This window comes from Corynebacterium sp. LaCa78, assembly GCF_046717505.1.
Lineage (GTDB): Bacteria > Actinomycetota > Actinomycetes > Mycobacteriales > Mycobacteriaceae > Corynebacterium.
Map to the genome: position 1 here is coordinate 1826535 of NZ_CP177112.1, position 16054 is coordinate 1842588.

The 16054-nt window shown below is 59.7% G+C and carries 17 protein-coding genes and 1 pseudogene; 8 read left to right on the forward strand and 10 right to left on the reverse strand.

All coding sequences use genetic code 11. From position 1 onward, the window contains the following. Window positions 1-54 precede the first annotated feature (54 nt). Both ACLI1O_RS08770 and ACLI1O_RS08775 read left to right on the forward strand, forming a co-directional pair. On the forward strand, window positions 55-828 hold the full coding sequence (locus ACLI1O_RS08770; protein WP_023029078.1) for an IclR family transcriptional regulator C-terminal domain-containing protein: 774 nt from the start codon (window positions 55-57) through the stop codon (window positions 826-828). 9 nt (window positions 829-837) lie between these two features. After that, complete coding sequence (locus tag ACLI1O_RS08775; protein ID WP_239268589.1) at window positions 838-2055, forward strand: acetyl-CoA C-acetyltransferase; 1218 nt, start codon at window positions 838-840, stop codon at window positions 2053-2055. 44 nt (window positions 2056-2099) lie between these two features. On the opposite strand, the gene ACLI1O_RS08780 is transcribed toward ACLI1O_RS08775, so the two are convergent. Beyond that, the gene (locus ACLI1O_RS08780) at window positions 2100-3386 is read right to left on the reverse strand and encodes an acid phosphatase (protein WP_239275171.1); all 1287 of its coding nucleotides are present in this window, start codon (window positions 3384-3386) and stop codon (window positions 2100-2102) included. Window positions 3387-3530: 144 nt separating this feature from the next. Then, window positions 3531-3656: a hypothetical protein gene (locus tag ACLI1O_RS08785; RefSeq protein ID WP_255716704.1), complete on the reverse strand. Its 126-nt coding sequence runs from the start codon at window positions 3654-3656 to the stop codon at window positions 3531-3533. A 138-nt stretch (window positions 3657-3794) separates the two neighbouring features. Here ACLI1O_RS08785 and ACLI1O_RS08790 point away from each other — a divergent pair, with 138 nt between their 5' ends. Further along, window positions 3795-4076, forward strand: a complete 282-nt coding sequence (locus tag ACLI1O_RS08790) for a hypothetical protein (protein ID WP_023023385.1) — start codon at window positions 3795-3797, stop codon at window positions 4074-4076. 67 nt (window positions 4077-4143) lie between these two features. Here ACLI1O_RS08790 and dnaG read toward each other — a convergent pair whose 3' ends face one another. Then, entirely contained in the window at window positions 4144-6063 is a 1920-nt protein-coding gene (dnaG, locus tag ACLI1O_RS08795; protein WP_239268593.1) for a DNA primase, read from the reverse strand. A 225-nt stretch (window positions 6064-6288) separates the two neighbouring features. On the opposite strand from dnaG, the gene ACLI1O_RS08800 reads away from it, so the two are divergent. Next, window positions 6289-6711, forward strand: a complete 423-nt coding sequence (locus ACLI1O_RS08800) for a ribonuclease domain-containing protein (RefSeq protein WP_239268595.1) — start codon at window positions 6289-6291, stop codon at window positions 6709-6711. 2 nt (window positions 6712-6713) lie between these two features. Further along, complete coding sequence (locus tag ACLI1O_RS08805; RefSeq protein WP_005284161.1) at window positions 6714-6947, forward strand: hypothetical protein; 234 nt, start codon at window positions 6714-6716, stop codon at window positions 6945-6947. 173 nt (window positions 6948-7120) lie between these two features. Here the strand turns inward: ACLI1O_RS08805 and ACLI1O_RS08810 are convergent, their stop codons facing one another. Both ACLI1O_RS08810 and ACLI1O_RS08815 read right to left on the reverse strand, forming a co-directional pair. Continuing rightward, window positions 7121-8413, reverse strand: coding sequence for a deoxyguanosinetriphosphate triphosphohydrolase (locus ACLI1O_RS08810; protein ID WP_239268597.1), 1293 nt, complete (start codon window positions 8411-8413; stop codon window positions 7121-7123). An 11-nt stretch (window positions 8414-8424) separates the two neighbouring features. Then, complete coding sequence (locus ACLI1O_RS08815; protein ID WP_239268599.1) at window positions 8425-9012, reverse strand: YdcF family protein; 588 nt, start codon at window positions 9010-9012, stop codon at window positions 8425-8427. A gap of 71 nt (window positions 9013-9083) precedes the next feature. Here ACLI1O_RS08815 and ACLI1O_RS08820 point away from each other — a divergent pair, with 71 nt between their 5' ends. Next, entirely contained in the window at window positions 9084-11102 is a 2019-nt protein-coding gene (locus ACLI1O_RS08820) for a TPM domain-containing protein (RefSeq protein WP_239268601.1), read from the forward strand. 47 nt (window positions 11103-11149) lie between these two features. Here the strand turns inward: ACLI1O_RS08820 and ACLI1O_RS08825 are convergent, their stop codons facing one another. From ACLI1O_RS08825 to ACLI1O_RS08835, 3 genes are read right to left on the reverse strand one after another with little or no spacing between them, the layout of a single operon-like run. Beyond that, window positions 11150-11677, reverse strand: coding sequence for a hypothetical protein (locus ACLI1O_RS08825; protein WP_411706817.1), 528 nt, complete (start codon window positions 11675-11677; stop codon window positions 11150-11152). Then, the gene (locus ACLI1O_RS08830; protein ID WP_239268605.1) at window positions 11677-12186 is read right to left on the reverse strand and encodes a hypothetical protein; all 510 of its coding nucleotides are present in this window, start codon (window positions 12184-12186) and stop codon (window positions 11677-11679) included. Before ACLI1O_RS08830 ends, ACLI1O_RS08825 begins: the two co-directional genes overlap by 1 nt. 4 nt (window positions 12187-12190) lie before the next feature. Then, window positions 12191-13570 (reverse strand): glycine--tRNA ligase, encoded by a 1380-nt coding sequence (locus ACLI1O_RS08835; RefSeq protein WP_239268607.1) that lies wholly within the window; start codon window positions 13568-13570, stop codon window positions 12191-12193. Window positions 13571-13759: 189 nt separating this feature from the next. On the opposite strand from ACLI1O_RS08835, the pseudogene ACLI1O_RS08840 reads away from it, so the two are divergent. Further along, window positions 13760-14050: pseudogene (locus ACLI1O_RS08840) on the forward strand (ArsR/SmtB family transcription factor). Between the two features lie 68 nt (window positions 14051-14118). Beyond that, window positions 14119-14538, forward strand: a complete 420-nt coding sequence (locus ACLI1O_RS08845; protein ID WP_370657781.1) for a Fur family transcriptional regulator — start codon at window positions 14119-14121, stop codon at window positions 14536-14538. Between the two features lie 31 nt (window positions 14539-14569). Here ACLI1O_RS08845 and ACLI1O_RS08850 read toward each other — a convergent pair whose 3' ends face one another. Then, on the reverse strand, window positions 14570-15322 hold the full coding sequence (locus ACLI1O_RS08850; protein ID WP_239268611.1) for an isoprenyl transferase: 753 nt from the start codon (window positions 15320-15322) through the stop codon (window positions 14570-14572). 10 nt (window positions 15323-15332) lie between these two features. Further along, window positions 15333-16049, reverse strand: coding sequence for a DNA repair protein RecO (gene recO / locus ACLI1O_RS08855; RefSeq protein WP_239268613.1), 717 nt, complete (start codon window positions 16047-16049; stop codon window positions 15333-15335). Window positions 16050-16054 lie beyond the last annotated feature (5 nt).

Sequence of the window (16054 nt, forward strand, 5' to 3'; positions counted from 1 at the left end):
TACACTGAAGAGACCTGGGACACTTAACCCTAAAAATAGCTTGGAGGACACACCGTGGCAGATACCCCCGTAGTGCAATCATTAGCCCGCGGACTCAATGTCATTCACTCGTTTAATGGCGAACGCCCGCGGCAAACACTGGCCCAGGTTGCCGAGGTCACAGGCCTAGCGCGCGCCACCGCACGTCGCTTTTTACACACGCTTGTCGCGGAAGGATACGCCCGCACCGATGGCTCGGATTTTTGGCTCACCCCGCGCGTTTTGGAACTGGGCTACTCCTATCTATCGAGCTTGGGACTGCCGGATATTTCCCAGCCCCATTTGAGGGAGTTATCCACCAAACTCGATGAGTCCTGCTCCGTGAGCGTGCTCGACCGCGACACCGTGGTCTATATCGCCCGCGCCGCCGCTCACCGCATTATGTCCACCAATATCACCATCGGTACGCGCTTCCCGGCGCACGCCACGTCCATGGGCCAGGTGCTGCTCGCCGATTTAACGCCGGCGGAGCTGGATGAGTACTTCGCCACCACCGCTCCGCTCGAGCAGGTCACCCCGCATACCCTGGTATCCCAGGATGCACTGCGGGCCCGCCTCGGCGAGGTCCGACGGCGCGGCTGGGTCATCGTGGACCAAGAGCTAGAAATAGGCCTGCGCTCCATCGCCGTTCCCATCCGGGATCGCACCGGGCGCGCTGTGGCGGCCATCAATATTTCCACCCAGACCTCCGTGTATTCCACCCAAGATCTCACCGCGCAGCTCCTCCCCGAGCTCCTCACTACCTGCGCGGCCATTTCCCACGATCTCACTACCACCGAAATTTCCTAAGGAGAATCCATGCATACTCAAGACGTTGTCCTGTGCTACCCCAAGCGCACCCCAGTCGGCCGCTACGGCGGCGCGCTCAAATCCGTCCCCGTCCAGGATCTGGCCAGCCTGGTGGTATCCACCATCGTGGAAGAATCCGGCATCGACCCGAACATCATCGATGACATCATTCTCGGCCAAGCCTCCCCGAACGGCGCTGCGCCTGCCTTGGGCCGAGTCGCCGCCCTCGATGCCGGCCTCCCCGTCTCCGTGACCGGCATGCAGCTCGACCGCCGCTGCGGCTCCGGCCTGCAAGCCATCGTCACCGCCGCCGCCCACGTCGCCACCGGCGCGGCCGAGGTGGTCATCGCCGGCGGTGCCGAATCCATGTCGCGCACCGAGTACACCGTGGACGGCGATATTCGCTGGGGTGCGAAGGGCGGAAACATGGTCTTTCGCGATCGCCTCCAGGAGGCCCGCGAAACCGCCGGTGGTAAAAACCACCCCATCCCCAGCGGCATGATCGAAACCGCCGAAAACCTCCGCCGCGAGCGTTCCCTGTCGCGCAAGGATCAGGATGAGCTTGCGGTGCGTTCCCACCACAACGCTGCCCGCGCGCAGGAGCAGGCGCTTTTCGATACCGAAATCGTCCCCGTCTCCGTCCCCCAGCGCAAGGGTGATCCCATCATCGTGGACAAGGATGAACACGTGCGCGCTGATTCCAGCGTGGAAAAGCTATCCAAGCTCCGCCCGGTGATGGGCAAGCAGGACGACGAGGCCACGGTGACCGCGGGTAACGCCTCCGGTCAAAACGACGGCGCCGCCGCCGTCCTCGTTACCACCCGTGACAAGGCCGACGAGCTTGGTCTCGAGCCGATGGTGGTCTTGAAGGGTTGGGCGCTTGCCGGCGTGGAGCCAGAGCGCATGGGCATCGCACCGGTTGAGGCAACCCGCAAGGTCATGGACCGCCTCGATCTCACCTTCGATGACCTCGATCTCATCGAGCTCAATGAGGCCTTTGCCGCCCAAGCCCTCGCGGTACTAGATCAGTGGGGTATTTCCCCCGAAGATCCTCGCTTGAACCCCAATGGCTCCGGCATCTCGCTGGGCCACCCAGTGGGAGCGACCGGTGCCCGCATCGTGGTTACCGCCGCGCACCACCTGCGCCGCACCGGCGGCAAGCGCGCGCTGGTTACGATGTGCATCGGCGGCGGCCAGGGCCTTGCCGCCATAATCGAAACCGCCTAGTCCTCGCAGTGAGGGCCTAGGCGGTTTCGGGGCGGGCGACCAAGCTAGCCTTGGACGCTCACGCTGCCATCTGCATTGACGTTGACTTGCGCCGCCATGGCACGGGCAACGTTAAGCCGCTGCCAGGAGCCGTCCTTGCCTTGCCAATCCAATGGATTGCCGGCAGGGCGTGCGGTCTGGCGTAGCACCTCGGCGCGCTGTTCCGGAGTCAGGTCCGGGTGGGAAGCGGCGAGGAGTACCGGGGCGGCCTGCGGCACAACCATCGACGCATCCGTCGGATTGCTTGGAGTGAAATCATAATCCAAGAAATCCGTGTATTCGTCTACAGCATCTGTAGTGGATCGGTATTCCTTACCATCGGCCCTATCTTGTGCGACGAGTTCTTCTACAGATTTGCCCGTACGCCACTGAATCTCTTCACGAATTTCCTGCGCAGCCTGCTGCAATGCATCGCGCATGCGGTCATCGTTCAAGCGATCCGCCGCCGCAGCTTGACCGGTCATGCGTCCACCAATGACGTCCAATGGGTAGTGCACACCCAGTACGACGCGGTGGTTTCCTGCTTCGGCGCCGCGCAGCATTAGTTGCGGGCCTACCTCCGGAAGCATAGAAGCCATCAAAGTGGTGATCCACGTTGCCTGGTTAGTGTGCCCAGAAGGGAAAGCCGGCGAAGTGGAATAGAGATCCTTCGACTCGTCTTCGTAGCGGTTAATAGCATCGGGTGCCTGCACGAATGGGCGGTCATAGCGGAAGTAGTACTTTTCTGCGAAGGTGGAGCTAGCCAGTCCACCAGCACGGGCGGCGTAGCCATTGCCCAGCAGGTACTGAGTCTTTGGCAGTCGATGCTCTGCCAAGGCCTCGCGGAATGCGCCGCCTAGGCTCTCCCCCATGGAGTCAGAAATGGCCTCGAGCATCCCACCGGAGCTTGCCTTGGCATCGGATTGCGCACGGGCGATCAGCTCAGGGTCATCGGCAGCCGCATTGTTAATGGCCACTACCTTATCCATGTTTTCTTCAAGGACCTCAGGCTGGTGCTTAATCTGGTCAAACTCGCGGACAACCTGCCAATAGTTGCCAAATTGGTAGGACGAAATATCGGATTCAAAGCCTGCCAGATAGTCCACACCAAAGGGCTGAGGAACCGGCGCGCCTGGGTGCTGCACTGGAGAGGGGCCGATACTGGATCCACTGCTAGATCCCTGTACCTGCGGCACCTTGGACGAAAGCTCACCCGCCTGCGCAGCGGGTGCAAAGGAAGCAACGGTGAAGCTGGCGGCCGCTCCGAGAGCAAGTACTCGACGCGAAACACCACGATTGAAAATACGGGTCATATAACGCAACTTTCAGCTAGAAGTGATTTCCTCTGCACACTAACCAGCTAACGTTAAGGAAATATGAACTGCGCGCTAACCTTTCTCAGCGCTTTTTTAAACAAATAGTTATATGACCGCTCAAGCTAATCGATGCCTCCCTGCCTACTCCACCCAGAACCATGTTTCCTCGGACGGTTCGGCACCAGACGCGGACAAGCCCGCCGTGGCGAGTGCAGCAAATGCCACCGCGGCGGCCATGGCCGAATCTCGCTGCTGATGAAGAATCATTAACTCAATCTAGCGCGAATGGGCGCCGATGAAAACAGGAAGGCACTTCCAGCGGGCGGTTTCGGCGCGAAACCGTACTTACGCGGTAAGCTAGAGAGGAACTTTTGCTCGCATAGGATAAAGGGGAATTAGTCAATAATGATCCAATTCGTCTTCGGCGCCGCCGCAGGGTACGTATTTGGCACCAAAGCGGGCCGCAAGCGCTACCACCAAATGAAAAGCGCCTACCAAAAGACCGTCAACTCCCCCGCCACCAAATCCGCGGTGCGTTCCGCGCGCAAGATGGTAGCCAACCGCCTGGATCCCGAGCCACGCATGCGCGAAATCCACGACCTTTCCGAAAAGCGCCGGGGCAAAGGCAAGGCTCGCGGGAACCAGGCTCCACAGGCAGACCGGATTTATGAACCCGATGAGGATTAAAACCTTTCCCCGTTAGCCCTTCCCCGCGCAGCACCTGAACTAGCGCTCGAGTGCCTGCCCGGGGATTTTATATACCTGGCGTACCGCGAAAGGCGCGGTCATTTAACTCGCGGCGGGCCTGCTCCAAGGCAATGAGGTCCGCGAACAGGGAGTTATAGCCGGCCTCATCATCGGTAGGCCGCATCCGGCCCAACTGGGCTTTCAGCTGTGCAATCTGATCGCCCACGACGGTTTCCTGCAGCCGCGAGAGTACGGAATCCGCATATTTTTCTGCGCCTACGTCCGTGGGCAGGATGGCCTCGACTGCCAGCTCGGAGACGAAATTCCTTCCCGTCAGATCCTGCATTTCCCCAGCAACGGCGGCAATCCAATCCACCCCGGACATAGTGGCGCCCTTGTCTGCCCCGCCCACTGCGGAAATCGCCTGCCGGACAATGCGGTAGGCGTCGTTGGTGTAGGCATCGGCAGTAATGCCATCAAAGTACGAGCCAACTACCTCCGGCATCTGCAAGGCCAACTTTAGCGCCTCCCGCTGCGGCCACAGATGGGTCTCCTTCGGGCTGGGCGGATGGATCATGGGCACATCCTGCTGCGCCGGCTGCGGCTGTGCATTATCAAAGCGGCGTATCGTCGGCTTATCCGCCTTCTTCGGTTTCTTCGCCTCCGCGCGCACTTGGCGGAGCACCTCTTCCGGATCGTTCCAGCCCACCCAGCCGGCAAGCCGGCGGGCGTACTCGCGCTGCAGGGGCTGGTCCCGGATTTGCGCGACGATGGGCACCGCCCGCCGCAAAGCCTGCAAGCGGCCTTCGGCAGTATCAATCCGGAAATCAGCAATAACCGACTGAATGACGAATTCAAACATGGGGATGCGGTCTGCCACCAGATCGCGCACCGCGGCATCGCCCTTTTCAAGGCGCAGATCGCACGGGTCCATGCCGTCTGGCGCCACAGAGACGAAGGATTGTCCGGTAAATTTCTGCTCCCCGTCAAAGGCACGCATCGCGGCCTTCTGTCCCGCCTCATCACCATCGAAGGTGTAGATGAGCTCGCCGTGGAAATAGGAATCATCCAGCATGAGCCGGCGCAGCACCTGCAGGTGCTCCCCACCAAAGGCCGTACCGCATGAGGCCACGGCAGTCTTAATGCCTGCCGCGTACATGGCCATCACATCCGTATAGCCTTCCACCACCACAGCTTGGTGTCCTTCTGCGATATTGCGCTTGGCCAAATCCAGCCCAAAGAGCACCTTGGACTTGTGATAAAGCATGGTCTCGGACGTATTCATGTACTTGCCCAGCTTGTCATCATCAAAGAGCTTGCGCGCGCCAAAGCCAATGACGTTGCCGGAAAGATCCTTAATGGGCCACAGCAACCGGCGGTGAAAACGGTCAATGGGACCGCGCTTGCCCATCTTGGAAATGCCGGCCGCCTCTAGCTCTTCAAAGGAAAACCCCATGCGCAACAGGTGCTTTGTGGCGGTGTCCCAACCTTCTGGGGCGTATCCGCACTCGAAATCATAAATAACCTCGCGGCTAAACCCGCGGTCCAGCAAAAAATTGCGCGCCGTTGCCGCCTCCGGGGTTTCCAGCTGCTTCCGGTAGAACTCGTGCACCGCCTTATTCGCAGCGATTAGCCGCTGCCGAGTACCCGGCTTCTCATTGCGGGCACCGGTCGAGCCGCCCTGGTAATTAATGTGGTAGCCGATCTTCTGCGCTACGGCTTCCACGGCCTCCGGAAAAGAGACCTGTTCCATTTCCATTAGGAAGCTGAATACATCGCCGCCTTTTCCGGTGGAAAAACAGTGATAATAACCGCGCTGCGGGCGGACGTGGAAGGACGGTGTCTTTTCATCCTTGAAAGGGCTCAAGCCCTTCAAAGAATCATGCCCTGCTGGTTTGAGCTGCACATATTCGCCTACAATTTCTTCTAAAGGCGCGCGTTCACGGATAGCTTGGATATCACTGTCCGGAATTCTGCCCTTTGCCATGGCTACAGACTACCCCGCCCATTTATCGGATGCTTAACTGCCAAAGCCAGGATGGTCGCATTGGGCGGTGCCACTCAACAAGTACACAGAATCACCGTGTTTTACCCACATGTGTGGCGGCCTCTCCCCGGGTATTCCCACCCCCGTGACGGGGCAATTTTGAATATTGGCCTTGACACGGTGGACGTTTATGTTTTCGAGATATTTCCTGCAACAATAGGGAGCATGTCCAAGTCCAAAGCGTCTAAGAAATCGCTTCCAGTGGCCCTTGGTGGACTCGCCATCGTCGCAGGTGCTAGCTACTTCGGCTTCGACCTCGGCGGTGATGAGGATGCAACGTCGACGGATGAGACCTGCGCTATTTCTTCCCTTCCCAGCGAGGCCGAAGAAACCGCAGGCGATATTCTCGCCGGTGGCCCCTATGACTACCCCGACAATGACAATTCCCATTTTGGCAATTATGAAGGCGTCCTCCCCAAGCAGGCGCAGGACTACTACCGCGAGTACACGGTAGAAACCCCTGGCAGTAACCATCGCGGTTCGAGGCGCATCGTCACCGGCGGCGGCACCGAAACCGACCCCGATGTGTGGTACTACACCGACGACCATTACCAAACATTCTGTTCTATCCCGGACGCAGAGGACTAATAGTGCACCGCATTTTAATTACGGAACCCATCCGTACCCGTACGGATTTCTTCAATGCCTTAGGACGCACCCATGGTTGCGTGGATTGTGGCCCGCGCAGCCTAGAGGATCTAGCTAAATTCCTACGCGAGAATGAGGTCTCCACCATCGTCGCAGCCAACATGGAAATGGAATTGGATGACTTCGCGGCCATCGCGGCCATCGCCCAGGATGAAGGCGTTAGGCTCGCACGCTAATAGCTACTCTGCAGATGCTGACATTCCGCGATGCTATAGGTCCACTGCAATAACTGAGCATTGCGCGCCCTCAGATATCACTTTTCCGCCTCAAAAATAGCAGCAGAGGTTGCACTTTTCGCGAACACCAGCGCCGAAGTTCCTCCGAAGGAGCCCCACGGCCTGCATAGCTACTAGTCCAAGAACCCCGAAAGGTCAGCGCTTCGGCGGGCAAGCCGCTCGAGGCGGGATTCGGTCATGGAAGCGATCTGATCAATGATGGCGCGGTCGCGAGCGGCGTCGGTATCGGCCTGCTCCCACCACAGGCGGAAAGTGGCATCGAGCGAACCGGGCGCACCGGCAACGAGGTAGTCGTAGACGCGGTAGATGCGTTCGCGCTGGCGGTCTTGGCGCGCTAGGTGCGCTGGTTCATCCATTACATAAAGCACAGCAATCGTCTTGAGGAGCTTGACCTCTGCCTGCGCCAAGGGCGGAACGTGCAGGTCACCGTGCATGCGGCCGAGCGTATTGGCACTGATAAGTTCGGCATTCGCCTCCGAGGTGGCACCGATGGTGGCGCCCACATAGCGTCCCACCAGCTCAGAGGTCATCTTTTTCAGCTTGGCATAATCGCGCAGGGTGTAGTCGAAATTCCCAAGAGCGTTGATGACATCGAGGTTGCGCAGGCTATCGGCGGCTTCCAAGAGCTCATCGGCAGTTCCGCCAAAGGCCTCGGCGCCCTTTTCTGCAAGGTGGGCTAGCTCCACCAAATCCCACAGCACGTTCAAGGAAATGCGCTGGGAGATGATGCCGTCTTCCACATCGTGCACGGAATAGGCAATATCATCGGACCAGTCCATGACCTGGGCTTCGATGCACTTTCGCTTATCGCTATGGCCTTCGCGCAGCCACGCTAAAAGGTCAGCGTCCTCATCATAAGCGCCGTATTTGCGGTTGATGGTGCCATCCGGATTGGTCTTGGTCCAGGGATATTTGCACGCACCATCGAGCGCGGCCCGGGTGAGGTTGAGGCCAAAGCTGTAGGCGGTGCCATCGGCGTCCTCGACTAAGACCTTGGGTTCGAGCCGCGTGAGGATGCGCAGGGTTTGCGCATTTCCCTCGAAACCGCCCTGCGCGACCTCATTAAGGGCATTTTCGCCGTTGTGGCCATAGGGCGGGTGGCCGATATCGTGGGTGAGCCCGGCCATGTCACAGAGATCCGGATCGAGTCCGAGGCCTGCGCCGATGCCGCGGGCGATCTGGCCGACCTCGAGCGAGTGGGTAAGCCGGGTGCGCGGGGTATCGCCATCGCGTGGGCCTACGACCTGAGTTTTATCCGCCAATCGCCGCAGAGCAGCCGAGTGCAAAACGCGGGCGCGGTCGCGGGAGAATACCCCGCGGTGTTCTTCAATATCGCTAATCGTGGATCCCTTGGGCCGTTCTTCGGCCAGCCGGGCAAAATCAGCTGCAGCATAAGAGTAAGACACGGCGTTTTAGTCTATTCCCCCTGCGTGCGGTCTGCGTCTTTATTTTGCATCGTTTCGTGCCGCAGCTTCTGATTCGGCCGCAGCATCAGCTCGATGCGGTACAGGCGCCTTTTCCAGGCACGCGCGCACTGGGGAGAAACACTGCTGGCGAGCCCAATATAAAACAGCCCGCCGCATTCGTGTGCGAGGTAGCGCCACCAAGGCTTGGACAAGCGCCGAGCGGGATAATAGGGTGTGCCAGAAACTTGAGCGTTGAGCCCTTCCTGCTTGGCGATGACCCACGTGCGCAACCTGTGCAAGGGATCGGTGACGATGATGGCATCGGCAATGCCGTGGGCATCGATAACTGCTGCTAAGGACTCGCGCGTATCGAGTCCTTCCTCCACGGCGGATACCTGCAGCCCAGGGAAGTTCTCGCGCAGGTAATCGCGCGCGACCCCGGCCTCGGTAAATCGATCCCCGGGCAGCTGGCCGCCGACGGTTATAACGGGCAGGCCGCGGGAGGTGGCCAGCTCCCCGGCATGGCGCAGACGCCCGGTTAGGATGCGGGAGGGGCGGCCATCGTATTGCGCGGTGCCTAAAACAACGACATATTTCACAATACTTCCCACCCTACTTCCTGCGAAGGAGGTTCTCCGGATTGGGCGTTCGGGCAGGTAGAGTTGTGGGCATGAATCTTAGTGCACGAATCGGCCGCGCTACCATCGCGGCATTTTTGCTCGGCTGCACCTCCATTGGCGCAGGCCAGGCCTTAGCCGCGGAGACCACTACCATCGCCCAAGCCCCGGATACGGCGGCGGTGACGGATAGGGTAAATGATGAGGCAGGGGTCTTAAACACCGAGGAAATTAGGGAGATCAATGAGAAGATTACCCAGCTACAAAAAGACCAGTCGCTCATCATCTTCGTTGTCTTCGCAAACGATCTAGGCACTGATCCGGAGAGCTATGCGCGCAACATCGTCAACGAGAAGGGCCCGAATTCCGCGGCCTATGTCGTTGGTGTGAACGAGCGCCAGGTGGGCGTGCAGACCGGCGATCAATGGCCCGAAGGCCGCCTGGATCAGATGTACGATGCCGCCTATAGCAAGCTCTCCGCCGAGGAATACGGCGCTTCTGCGATCGCACTCGCCGATGCCGCCCTTGGTAACTCCAGCTCCTCCGATTCTTCTGGCATGGCCTGGCTGGGCGGTGGCGCCGCCGCCATCGTCGCTGCAGGCGGTGGCATTTGGTACTACTCGCGCCGCAGCACGAAGAAGAATCAGGCTAAGACATTAGAGTCCGCCCGCGAAATTGCGCCAGAAGATACCGATCAATTAAACCGGCTACCGCTAGATACCTTGGATAAATTGGCCCAGGAAGAGTTGGTCTCCACGGATGAATCCATCCGCCGCGGCAAGGAAGAGCTCAATATCGCCCTGTCTGAATTCGGGCCCGAGCGCACCCGCCCGTTTACCAAGGCGATGAATCATTCCACCTCTACCCTGCAAAAGGCCTTCAAGATTCGCCAGCGCCTCGATGATGCAGTTCCGGAGTCCCAGGCCGAGCGCCGGCAAATGTTGGTAGAAATCGTCTCTACCTGCGGCCAAGCCGATGACGCCCTAGATAGCCAGGCAGAAGAGTTTGCCCGGATGCGAGACCTGCTGCTGCAAAGCGACTCTAAGTTAGACGAGCTCACCCAGCGCACCGTCGGGCTGCGCACCCGCCTGCCGGGCGCCGAAGGTACCCTGAAAAAGCTCCAAGAGGACTACTCCGCAGAGGTCCTATCCTCCATTGCGGATAACCCAGAATTGGCGAGCGCCTCCCTCGATGAGGCGGAAAAGCTCCTGGACCAAGCCCGCGAGGTGCAAGGTCAGCCTGCCGGCCAACAGGGTTCGCTCGTGGGGCTTATCCGCGATATCGAGCATGCCACGGAGGTCACCGATAGGCTCCTGACCGGTGTAGAGCACGCCGAGGAGAATATTTCCTCCGCGCGCCGCAATCTGGGCGCGCTCATTACCGAGGTCGAGGGCGAAGCCGAGGAAGCCCGCGAACTGGAGCGCCAAGGCAAATCCCAGGGAACCCAGGCGGATTGGGAGGCCCTCGAGGAGCTGCTTAAGCGCGCCTCTGCCGCGGTCACTGACGCCAAGCAACAGGGCGATACGGATCCCTTGGGCCAGCACACCGCCCTTATGAGCATCGATACCGAGCTTGATGAGGGCCTCGACCGCGTGCGGGAAAAGACCTCCACTCACGCGCGCCAGCTCGAGCTTTTCCACCAGCAAATGTCGGTGGCGGAATCCAATATTCAGGCCGCCGAGGATCTCATTTCCTCGCGCGGGCGCATCGTTGGTTCCGGCGCCCGCACCGCGCTTGCCGATGCCAAGCGTCTCCACGCCCAAGCCCTGCACACCCAGCGCAGCGATATCCGCGGCGCTCTGCAATCCTCCCGCGAAGCCGTTGCCGCAGCGCAAGCCGCCTTGCAACGGGCCAAGGATGATTCCGATGAGTACCGCCGCCAGCAACAACGCCAGCAGACGAGTTCTGCGGCCGGCAATATCATCACCGGTATGGTCTTAGGCCAAATCTTGGGCGGCGGTGGCCGCGGCTTCGGCGGTGGTTTCAGCGGAGGCGGCGGCAGCTTCGGTGGCGGCGGAGGAGGATTCTCCGGCGGCGGTGGCGGAGGCGGTTTCCGCGGCGGCTCCTTCTAAGCGGGGCTCCCCTTAACCGCGGCGCAGAAGGCCTGCTTTGTTGGCGCTTAGCCGCGCACGATGCGCGGTGTGGCATCGACAAGCAGGCAGCTATAGCTCAGCACCACCGCATCCACGTCCGGAAGGCCATTGTTATCAGAGGCCGCGACTTCCAGGCCATTGCCCCGCGGGGTAAGGCGCGCAACTTCGGTGCCCTCCGCGCTACCATCTTCGGCAAGGGCCACGATGCGGCGCTGCTTGCCAAAGATGGCGGAGCGCTCCAAAAGGTAGTGGGCATCTCCGCAGGTCGCGCGCAGGCGCGTGACGGTCAATCCCGCCTGCGAGACTTCACTATGCTTCACGGCACCGGAATCCGCGCCGCGGCTGGCACGCGGCCGGGCCCGCAGGAAAAAACGCGGGGAGGCGGTTGCACCGTCCAAAGACGTCTCCACGTCAAAAAGCATATCGGGGCGTGCGGGATCCCCGGAAGGCGCGCCGGCAATGGTCAGTACTCCATCTCGCACCCAGGCGATGTCGGTTCCGCGTACGTCGCGCAGGGTATTTCCGTTCCACTGCCACGGCATCGTTCCCGCCATTAGAAGATGAGCACCGCCAGCAGGGCAACGATGGAGGCCAACACCAGCGTGATGATCCATACCAACGCGGAATTTTTGGTGTTCTTTTCCAAAATTGCGCGGGTGAACCAGCTCAGGCCGGCGATCTCGGCGGTGCTTAGACCCTCCGCATCGTCTTCGAATTCCAAGATGGCCTTGCGCACACCAGAATTCTTGGCGGAAAACTGTGCCACCTTGTTGTCATCGACGTCATCAATGATCCAATCGCCGCTATTTTCATTGACGTAATGAAAGGTGCGGCCATTGAGCGAGGCCTCCAGCCGCTTATCGCGGCCGAGGCGGCCGGCGAGGCGGTAGACGGAGCCATCATCAAGCGTGACCGAAGCGCCCAGATCGCTGACCTCAACGCGCCAAAAATTGCCGTCCACCTCGGCGGAATGCTCCGCAAAGACGCCTAGGCGCTCCGGCCCTTCCTCAGCGAGGAGGACGGGCTTTTCGCGGTCGGAGCGATCCCAGCTGGTGTAGTGCATCTGCTTAGCATCCAATCAGGCGCGCGGAGAGGTAGGACTCAAGATCCTCAATCTTTACGCGCTCTTGCTCCATGGTGTCGCGCTCGCGCACGGTCACGGCGTTATCCTCGAGCGAATCGAAGTCGAAGGTGACGCAGAATGGCGTACCGACCTCGTCTTGGCGGCGGTAGCGGCGGCCGATGGCGCCGGAGACGTCAAAGTCCACGTTCCAGTAGGCGCGCAGCTTATCCGCGAGCTCGCGGGCCGGGGTGGACAGCTCCTCCTTCTTGGACAACGGCAGGACGGCGACCTTGATGGGCGCCAAGCGGCGGTCCAAGCGCAGAACCACGCGCTTGTCGGTGCCGCCCTTAGCGTTCGGCGCCTCTTCCTCGTCGTAGGCATCTACCAGGAACGCCATCATGGAACGGCCCAGGCCGGCGGCCGGCTCGATGACGTACGGAATCCAGCGCTCGTCATTGGCCTGGTCATAGTAGGACAGGTCCTCGCCAGAGCCCTTATCGTGGACGGACAGGTCATAGTCGGTGCGGTTGGCCACACCTTCCAGCTCGCCCCACTTGGAGCCCTTGAAGCCGAAGGCGTACTCCACATCCACGGTGCGCTTGGAGTAGTGCGAGAGCTTTTCCTTGGGGTGCTCGTACAGGCGCAGGTTTTCTTCCTTGATGCCCAGGTCGGTGTACCACTTGTAGCGGTCATCGATCCAGTACTGGTGCCATTCTTCGTCCTCGCCCGGCTTGACGAAGAACTCCATCTCCATCTGCTCGAACTCGCGGGTGCGGAAGATGAAGTTACCAGGGGTGATCTCGTTGCGGAAGGACTTACCAATATTGGCAATGCCGAATGGCGGCTTCATGCGCGAGGAGGTCATCACGTTCTTGAAGTTGATGAAAATGCCCTGTGCGGTCTCCGGGCGCAAGTAGTGCAGGCCCTGCTCGTCATCGACTGGCCCCAGGAAGGTCTTCAGCAGGCCAGAAAAGGCCTTCGGCTCGGTCCAGTCACCCGGCTGGCCGGTTTCCGGATCGTTGATATCCGCTAGGCCGTTTTCTGGCTCGTGGCCGTGCTTTTCCTCGTAGGCCTCGATCAAGTGGTCGGCGCGGTAGCGCTTACCAGTGTGGCGGGATTCCACCAGGGGATCAGTAAAGACCTCCACGTGGCCGGAGGAGACCCACACCTGGCGCGGCTGGATGACGGAGGTATCCACACCCACGACGTCGGGGCGAGATTGGACCATGTGGCGCCACCACTGGCGCTTGATGTTTTCCTTCAACTCCACACCGAGAGGACCATAGTCCCATGCGGAGCGGGAACCGCCGTAAATCTCACCCGCCTGGTAGACCAAGCCGCGGCGTTTACACAGATTAACAACGGTATCGATAAGGGATGCCATGGTTGTAAAGGACTCCTCTGGTAGGGGACAGTCGTGACAATCTCATTCAGTTTAACCCTTTTCGCCCATCCGTAGTGCGATCAGGGGGGTGCAAATTTAAATCGGTTAATGTACAGGTAATGACCAACTTGAGGTAATATAGTAGTGGTCGACAGATAATAGATACCGTATTGAAGGTGCCCACTCCCTATGACGACCGTTCAATTAGCATTTAATAACTCTGCGGCCGCAAGCGTTATCGCGGCCCTCGATTCCCCGCTGCGCATTTCCATTATTACCCGCCTAGCGGAGCGCGACCATTACGTACACGAGCTGGTAAAAGCCACTGGCAAGTCTCAGCCACTGATTAGCCAGCACCTGCGAGTACTTAAGTAGGCAGGGATTGTCAGCTCTGAACGCAATGGGCGCGAGGTGACCTACTCTCTGGTCGCACCGGAGGTTTTAACCCTTTTGGAAGACGCGGCGAAAATCGCCTCTTAATAACAGGTCTGCATATAAAGACGATTTATTATAGCGCTTGTTGAAAAAGAGTTGATAATATGAATGTCATGTCCATTCATGAGAGTATCCCCAAGCTCGGCTCGCGCAATACTAAACAGCGCACCGCGGTTGTTGAGGTCCTGCGGGACATCGACAAGTTCGCCTCCGCCAAGGAAATTTATCACCAGCTCCAAGAGCGGCAAGAAAAGGTCGGCCTCACCACCGTCTACCGCACCCTACAGTCTCTGTCCGATATTGATGCCGTAGATGCGCTACACATGCCCAATGGCGAGACCCTGTACCGCCATTGCGAAACCGACGCGCACCACCACCACTTGGTATGCACCAAATGCGGCCGCACCGAAGAAATCGATGGTGGCCCCATTGAAAAGTGGGCTTCGGCCGTAGCTACCGAGTACAACTTCGAGCTTACCGGCCACGACGCGGAGATCTTCGGCGTGTGCTCGCAGTGCGCCGCCGCACAATAATCACGCGCGCTGTTTTTAATCCCCTATTTCCCTACTTCACGGCACCGAAGCGGCGATCGCGGCGGGCATATTCCTCAATAGCGGCAAAGAGATCCTCTGGGGTGAAATCAGGAAATAGCTTGTCCTGATAAATCATCTCAGCGTAGGCAGACTGCCACAATAGGAAGTTCGAAGTGCGCTTCTCACCGGAAGGCCGCAAGAATAGGTCCACGTCCGGCATACCGGGATCATAAAGATGCTCTGCGACGGTGCTTTCTTTAATATCGCGCGGGCGAATCTCACCAGCGGCGACCTTTTCCGCAATCTGGCGCACGCCATCGACCATTTCCGCCCGGCCGCCGTAATTCACGCACATGGCCAGCGTCATTTTCGTATTATTTTTGGTCAATTCTTCGGCGGTCTCGAGCTCTTTAATTACCGAACGCCACAGGCGCGGGCGTCGGCCCACCCACACCACGCGTACGCCACGCTCATTGAGCCACTCTCGCTGCCGACGCAGCACATCGCGGTTAAAGCCCATCAAAAAGCGCACCTCTTCCGGGCTGCGCCGCCAATTTTCAGTAGAAAACGCATAGGCCGAAAGGTACGGGACACCGGCGGCGAGGCAGGCATCGACGACATCGAGAAGCACCGCCTCTCCCCTGCGGTGGCCTTCCGTGCGTTTCATGCCCTTTTCCTGGGCCCAGCGGCCATTGCCGTCCATCACCAACGCAATATGGCGCGGCAGCAGCTCTTCCGGGATAGTCGGCGGGGTCAGGCGGCGAGAAGGATCTGGGGTAATCACGGACTACAGTTTACTGTTCCATCACCTGTAATGCGGACACATTTCGCTCCATGTGCCACTGCAGGTGCGCCCGCGCTAGCCGATGCCCCTCCTGCCGCTGCGCATTCGTCGGGTCCGTCGGGTAGCCGTGTGCCAAAAGCCACAAGTGGTGCAGGGTTTCCGGATCCACCTCCGCAGCACCTGGCGGCCGGCATTCGTGGCAAGCGGCGCCGCCGACGGCCGGGTGAAAGGCGTGGTGCGGGCCGGGGCGCTGGCACTGGGCGCAATCAAAGAGGCTCGGCGCCCATCCGGCATGCGCCATGGCCTGCAATAAGAACGCATCAAGCGTTTGTGTCGGCTCATCGGTTTGCAATTGCTCGAGCGCAGCTACGCCTGCGTTGTAGAGGTACGGGTCGCCGTCGCCATCCGCGTAGATGAGCCGCTCCGCCGATTCCAAGACCGCGCAGGCGGCCGTATAGCGCTCGTAGTCTTCAATGAGGCGCGCGCCAAAATAATTTACCGTATCTGCCTGGGAAATCGTGGCCAGGTTCTTTCCCACATACAGCTGAACATCCAAATTGACGAAGAGCTGCAGCCGCGATCCAAAGCGGGATTTTGCCCGGCGCACGCCCTTGGCCACCGCACGCACCAACCCATGGTTTTGGGTGAGCAGTACGATGACGCAGTCGGCTTCCCCAAAATCATAGGAGCGAATGACCACGGCGCGGTCGCGATAATTTTCGCGCATGGCCT

Coding starts and splice junctions, on each gene's coding strand:
- ACLI1O_RS08780 (WP_239275171.1), bottom strand. CDS start 3,386: ATGACCCGTATTTTCAATCGTGGTGTTTCGCGTCGAGTACTTGCTCTC.
- recO (WP_239268613.1), bottom strand. CDS start 16,049: ATGCGCGAAAATTATCGCGACCGCGCCGTGGTCATTCGCTCCTATGAT.
- ACLI1O_RS08825 (WP_411706817.1), bottom strand. CDS start 11,677: ATGGCGGGAACGATGCCGTGGCAGTGGAACGGAAATACCCTGCGCGAC.
- ACLI1O_RS08785 (WP_255716704.1), bottom strand. CDS start 3,656: ATGATTCTTCATCAGCAGCGAGATTCGGCCATGGCCGCCGCGGTGGCA.
- ACLI1O_RS08845 (WP_370657781.1), top strand. CDS start 14,119: ATGTCCATTCATGAGAGTATCCCCAAGCTCGGCTCGCGCAATACTAAA.
- ACLI1O_RS08830 (WP_239268605.1), bottom strand. CDS start 12,186: ATGCACTACACCAGCTGGGATCGCTCCGACCGCGAAAAGCCCGTCCTC.
- ACLI1O_RS08820 (WP_239268601.1), top strand. CDS start 9,084: ATGAATCTTAGTGCACGAATCGGCCGCGCTACCATCGCGGCATTTTTG.
- ACLI1O_RS08800 (WP_239268595.1), top strand. CDS start 6,289: ATGTCCAAGTCCAAAGCGTCTAAGAAATCGCTTCCAGTGGCCCTTGGT.
- ACLI1O_RS08835 (WP_239268607.1), bottom strand. CDS start 13,570: ATGGCATCCCTTATCGATACCGTTGTTAATCTGTGTAAACGCCGCGGC.
- ACLI1O_RS08775 (WP_239268589.1), top strand. CDS start 838: ATGCATACTCAAGACGTTGTCCTGTGCTACCCCAAGCGCACCCCAGTC.
- ACLI1O_RS08790 (WP_023023385.1), top strand. CDS start 3,795: ATGATCCAATTCGTCTTCGGCGCCGCCGCAGGGTACGTATTTGGCACC.
- dnaG (WP_239268593.1), bottom strand. CDS start 6,063: ATGGCAAAGGGCAGAATTCCGGACAGTGATATCCAAGCTATCCGTGAA.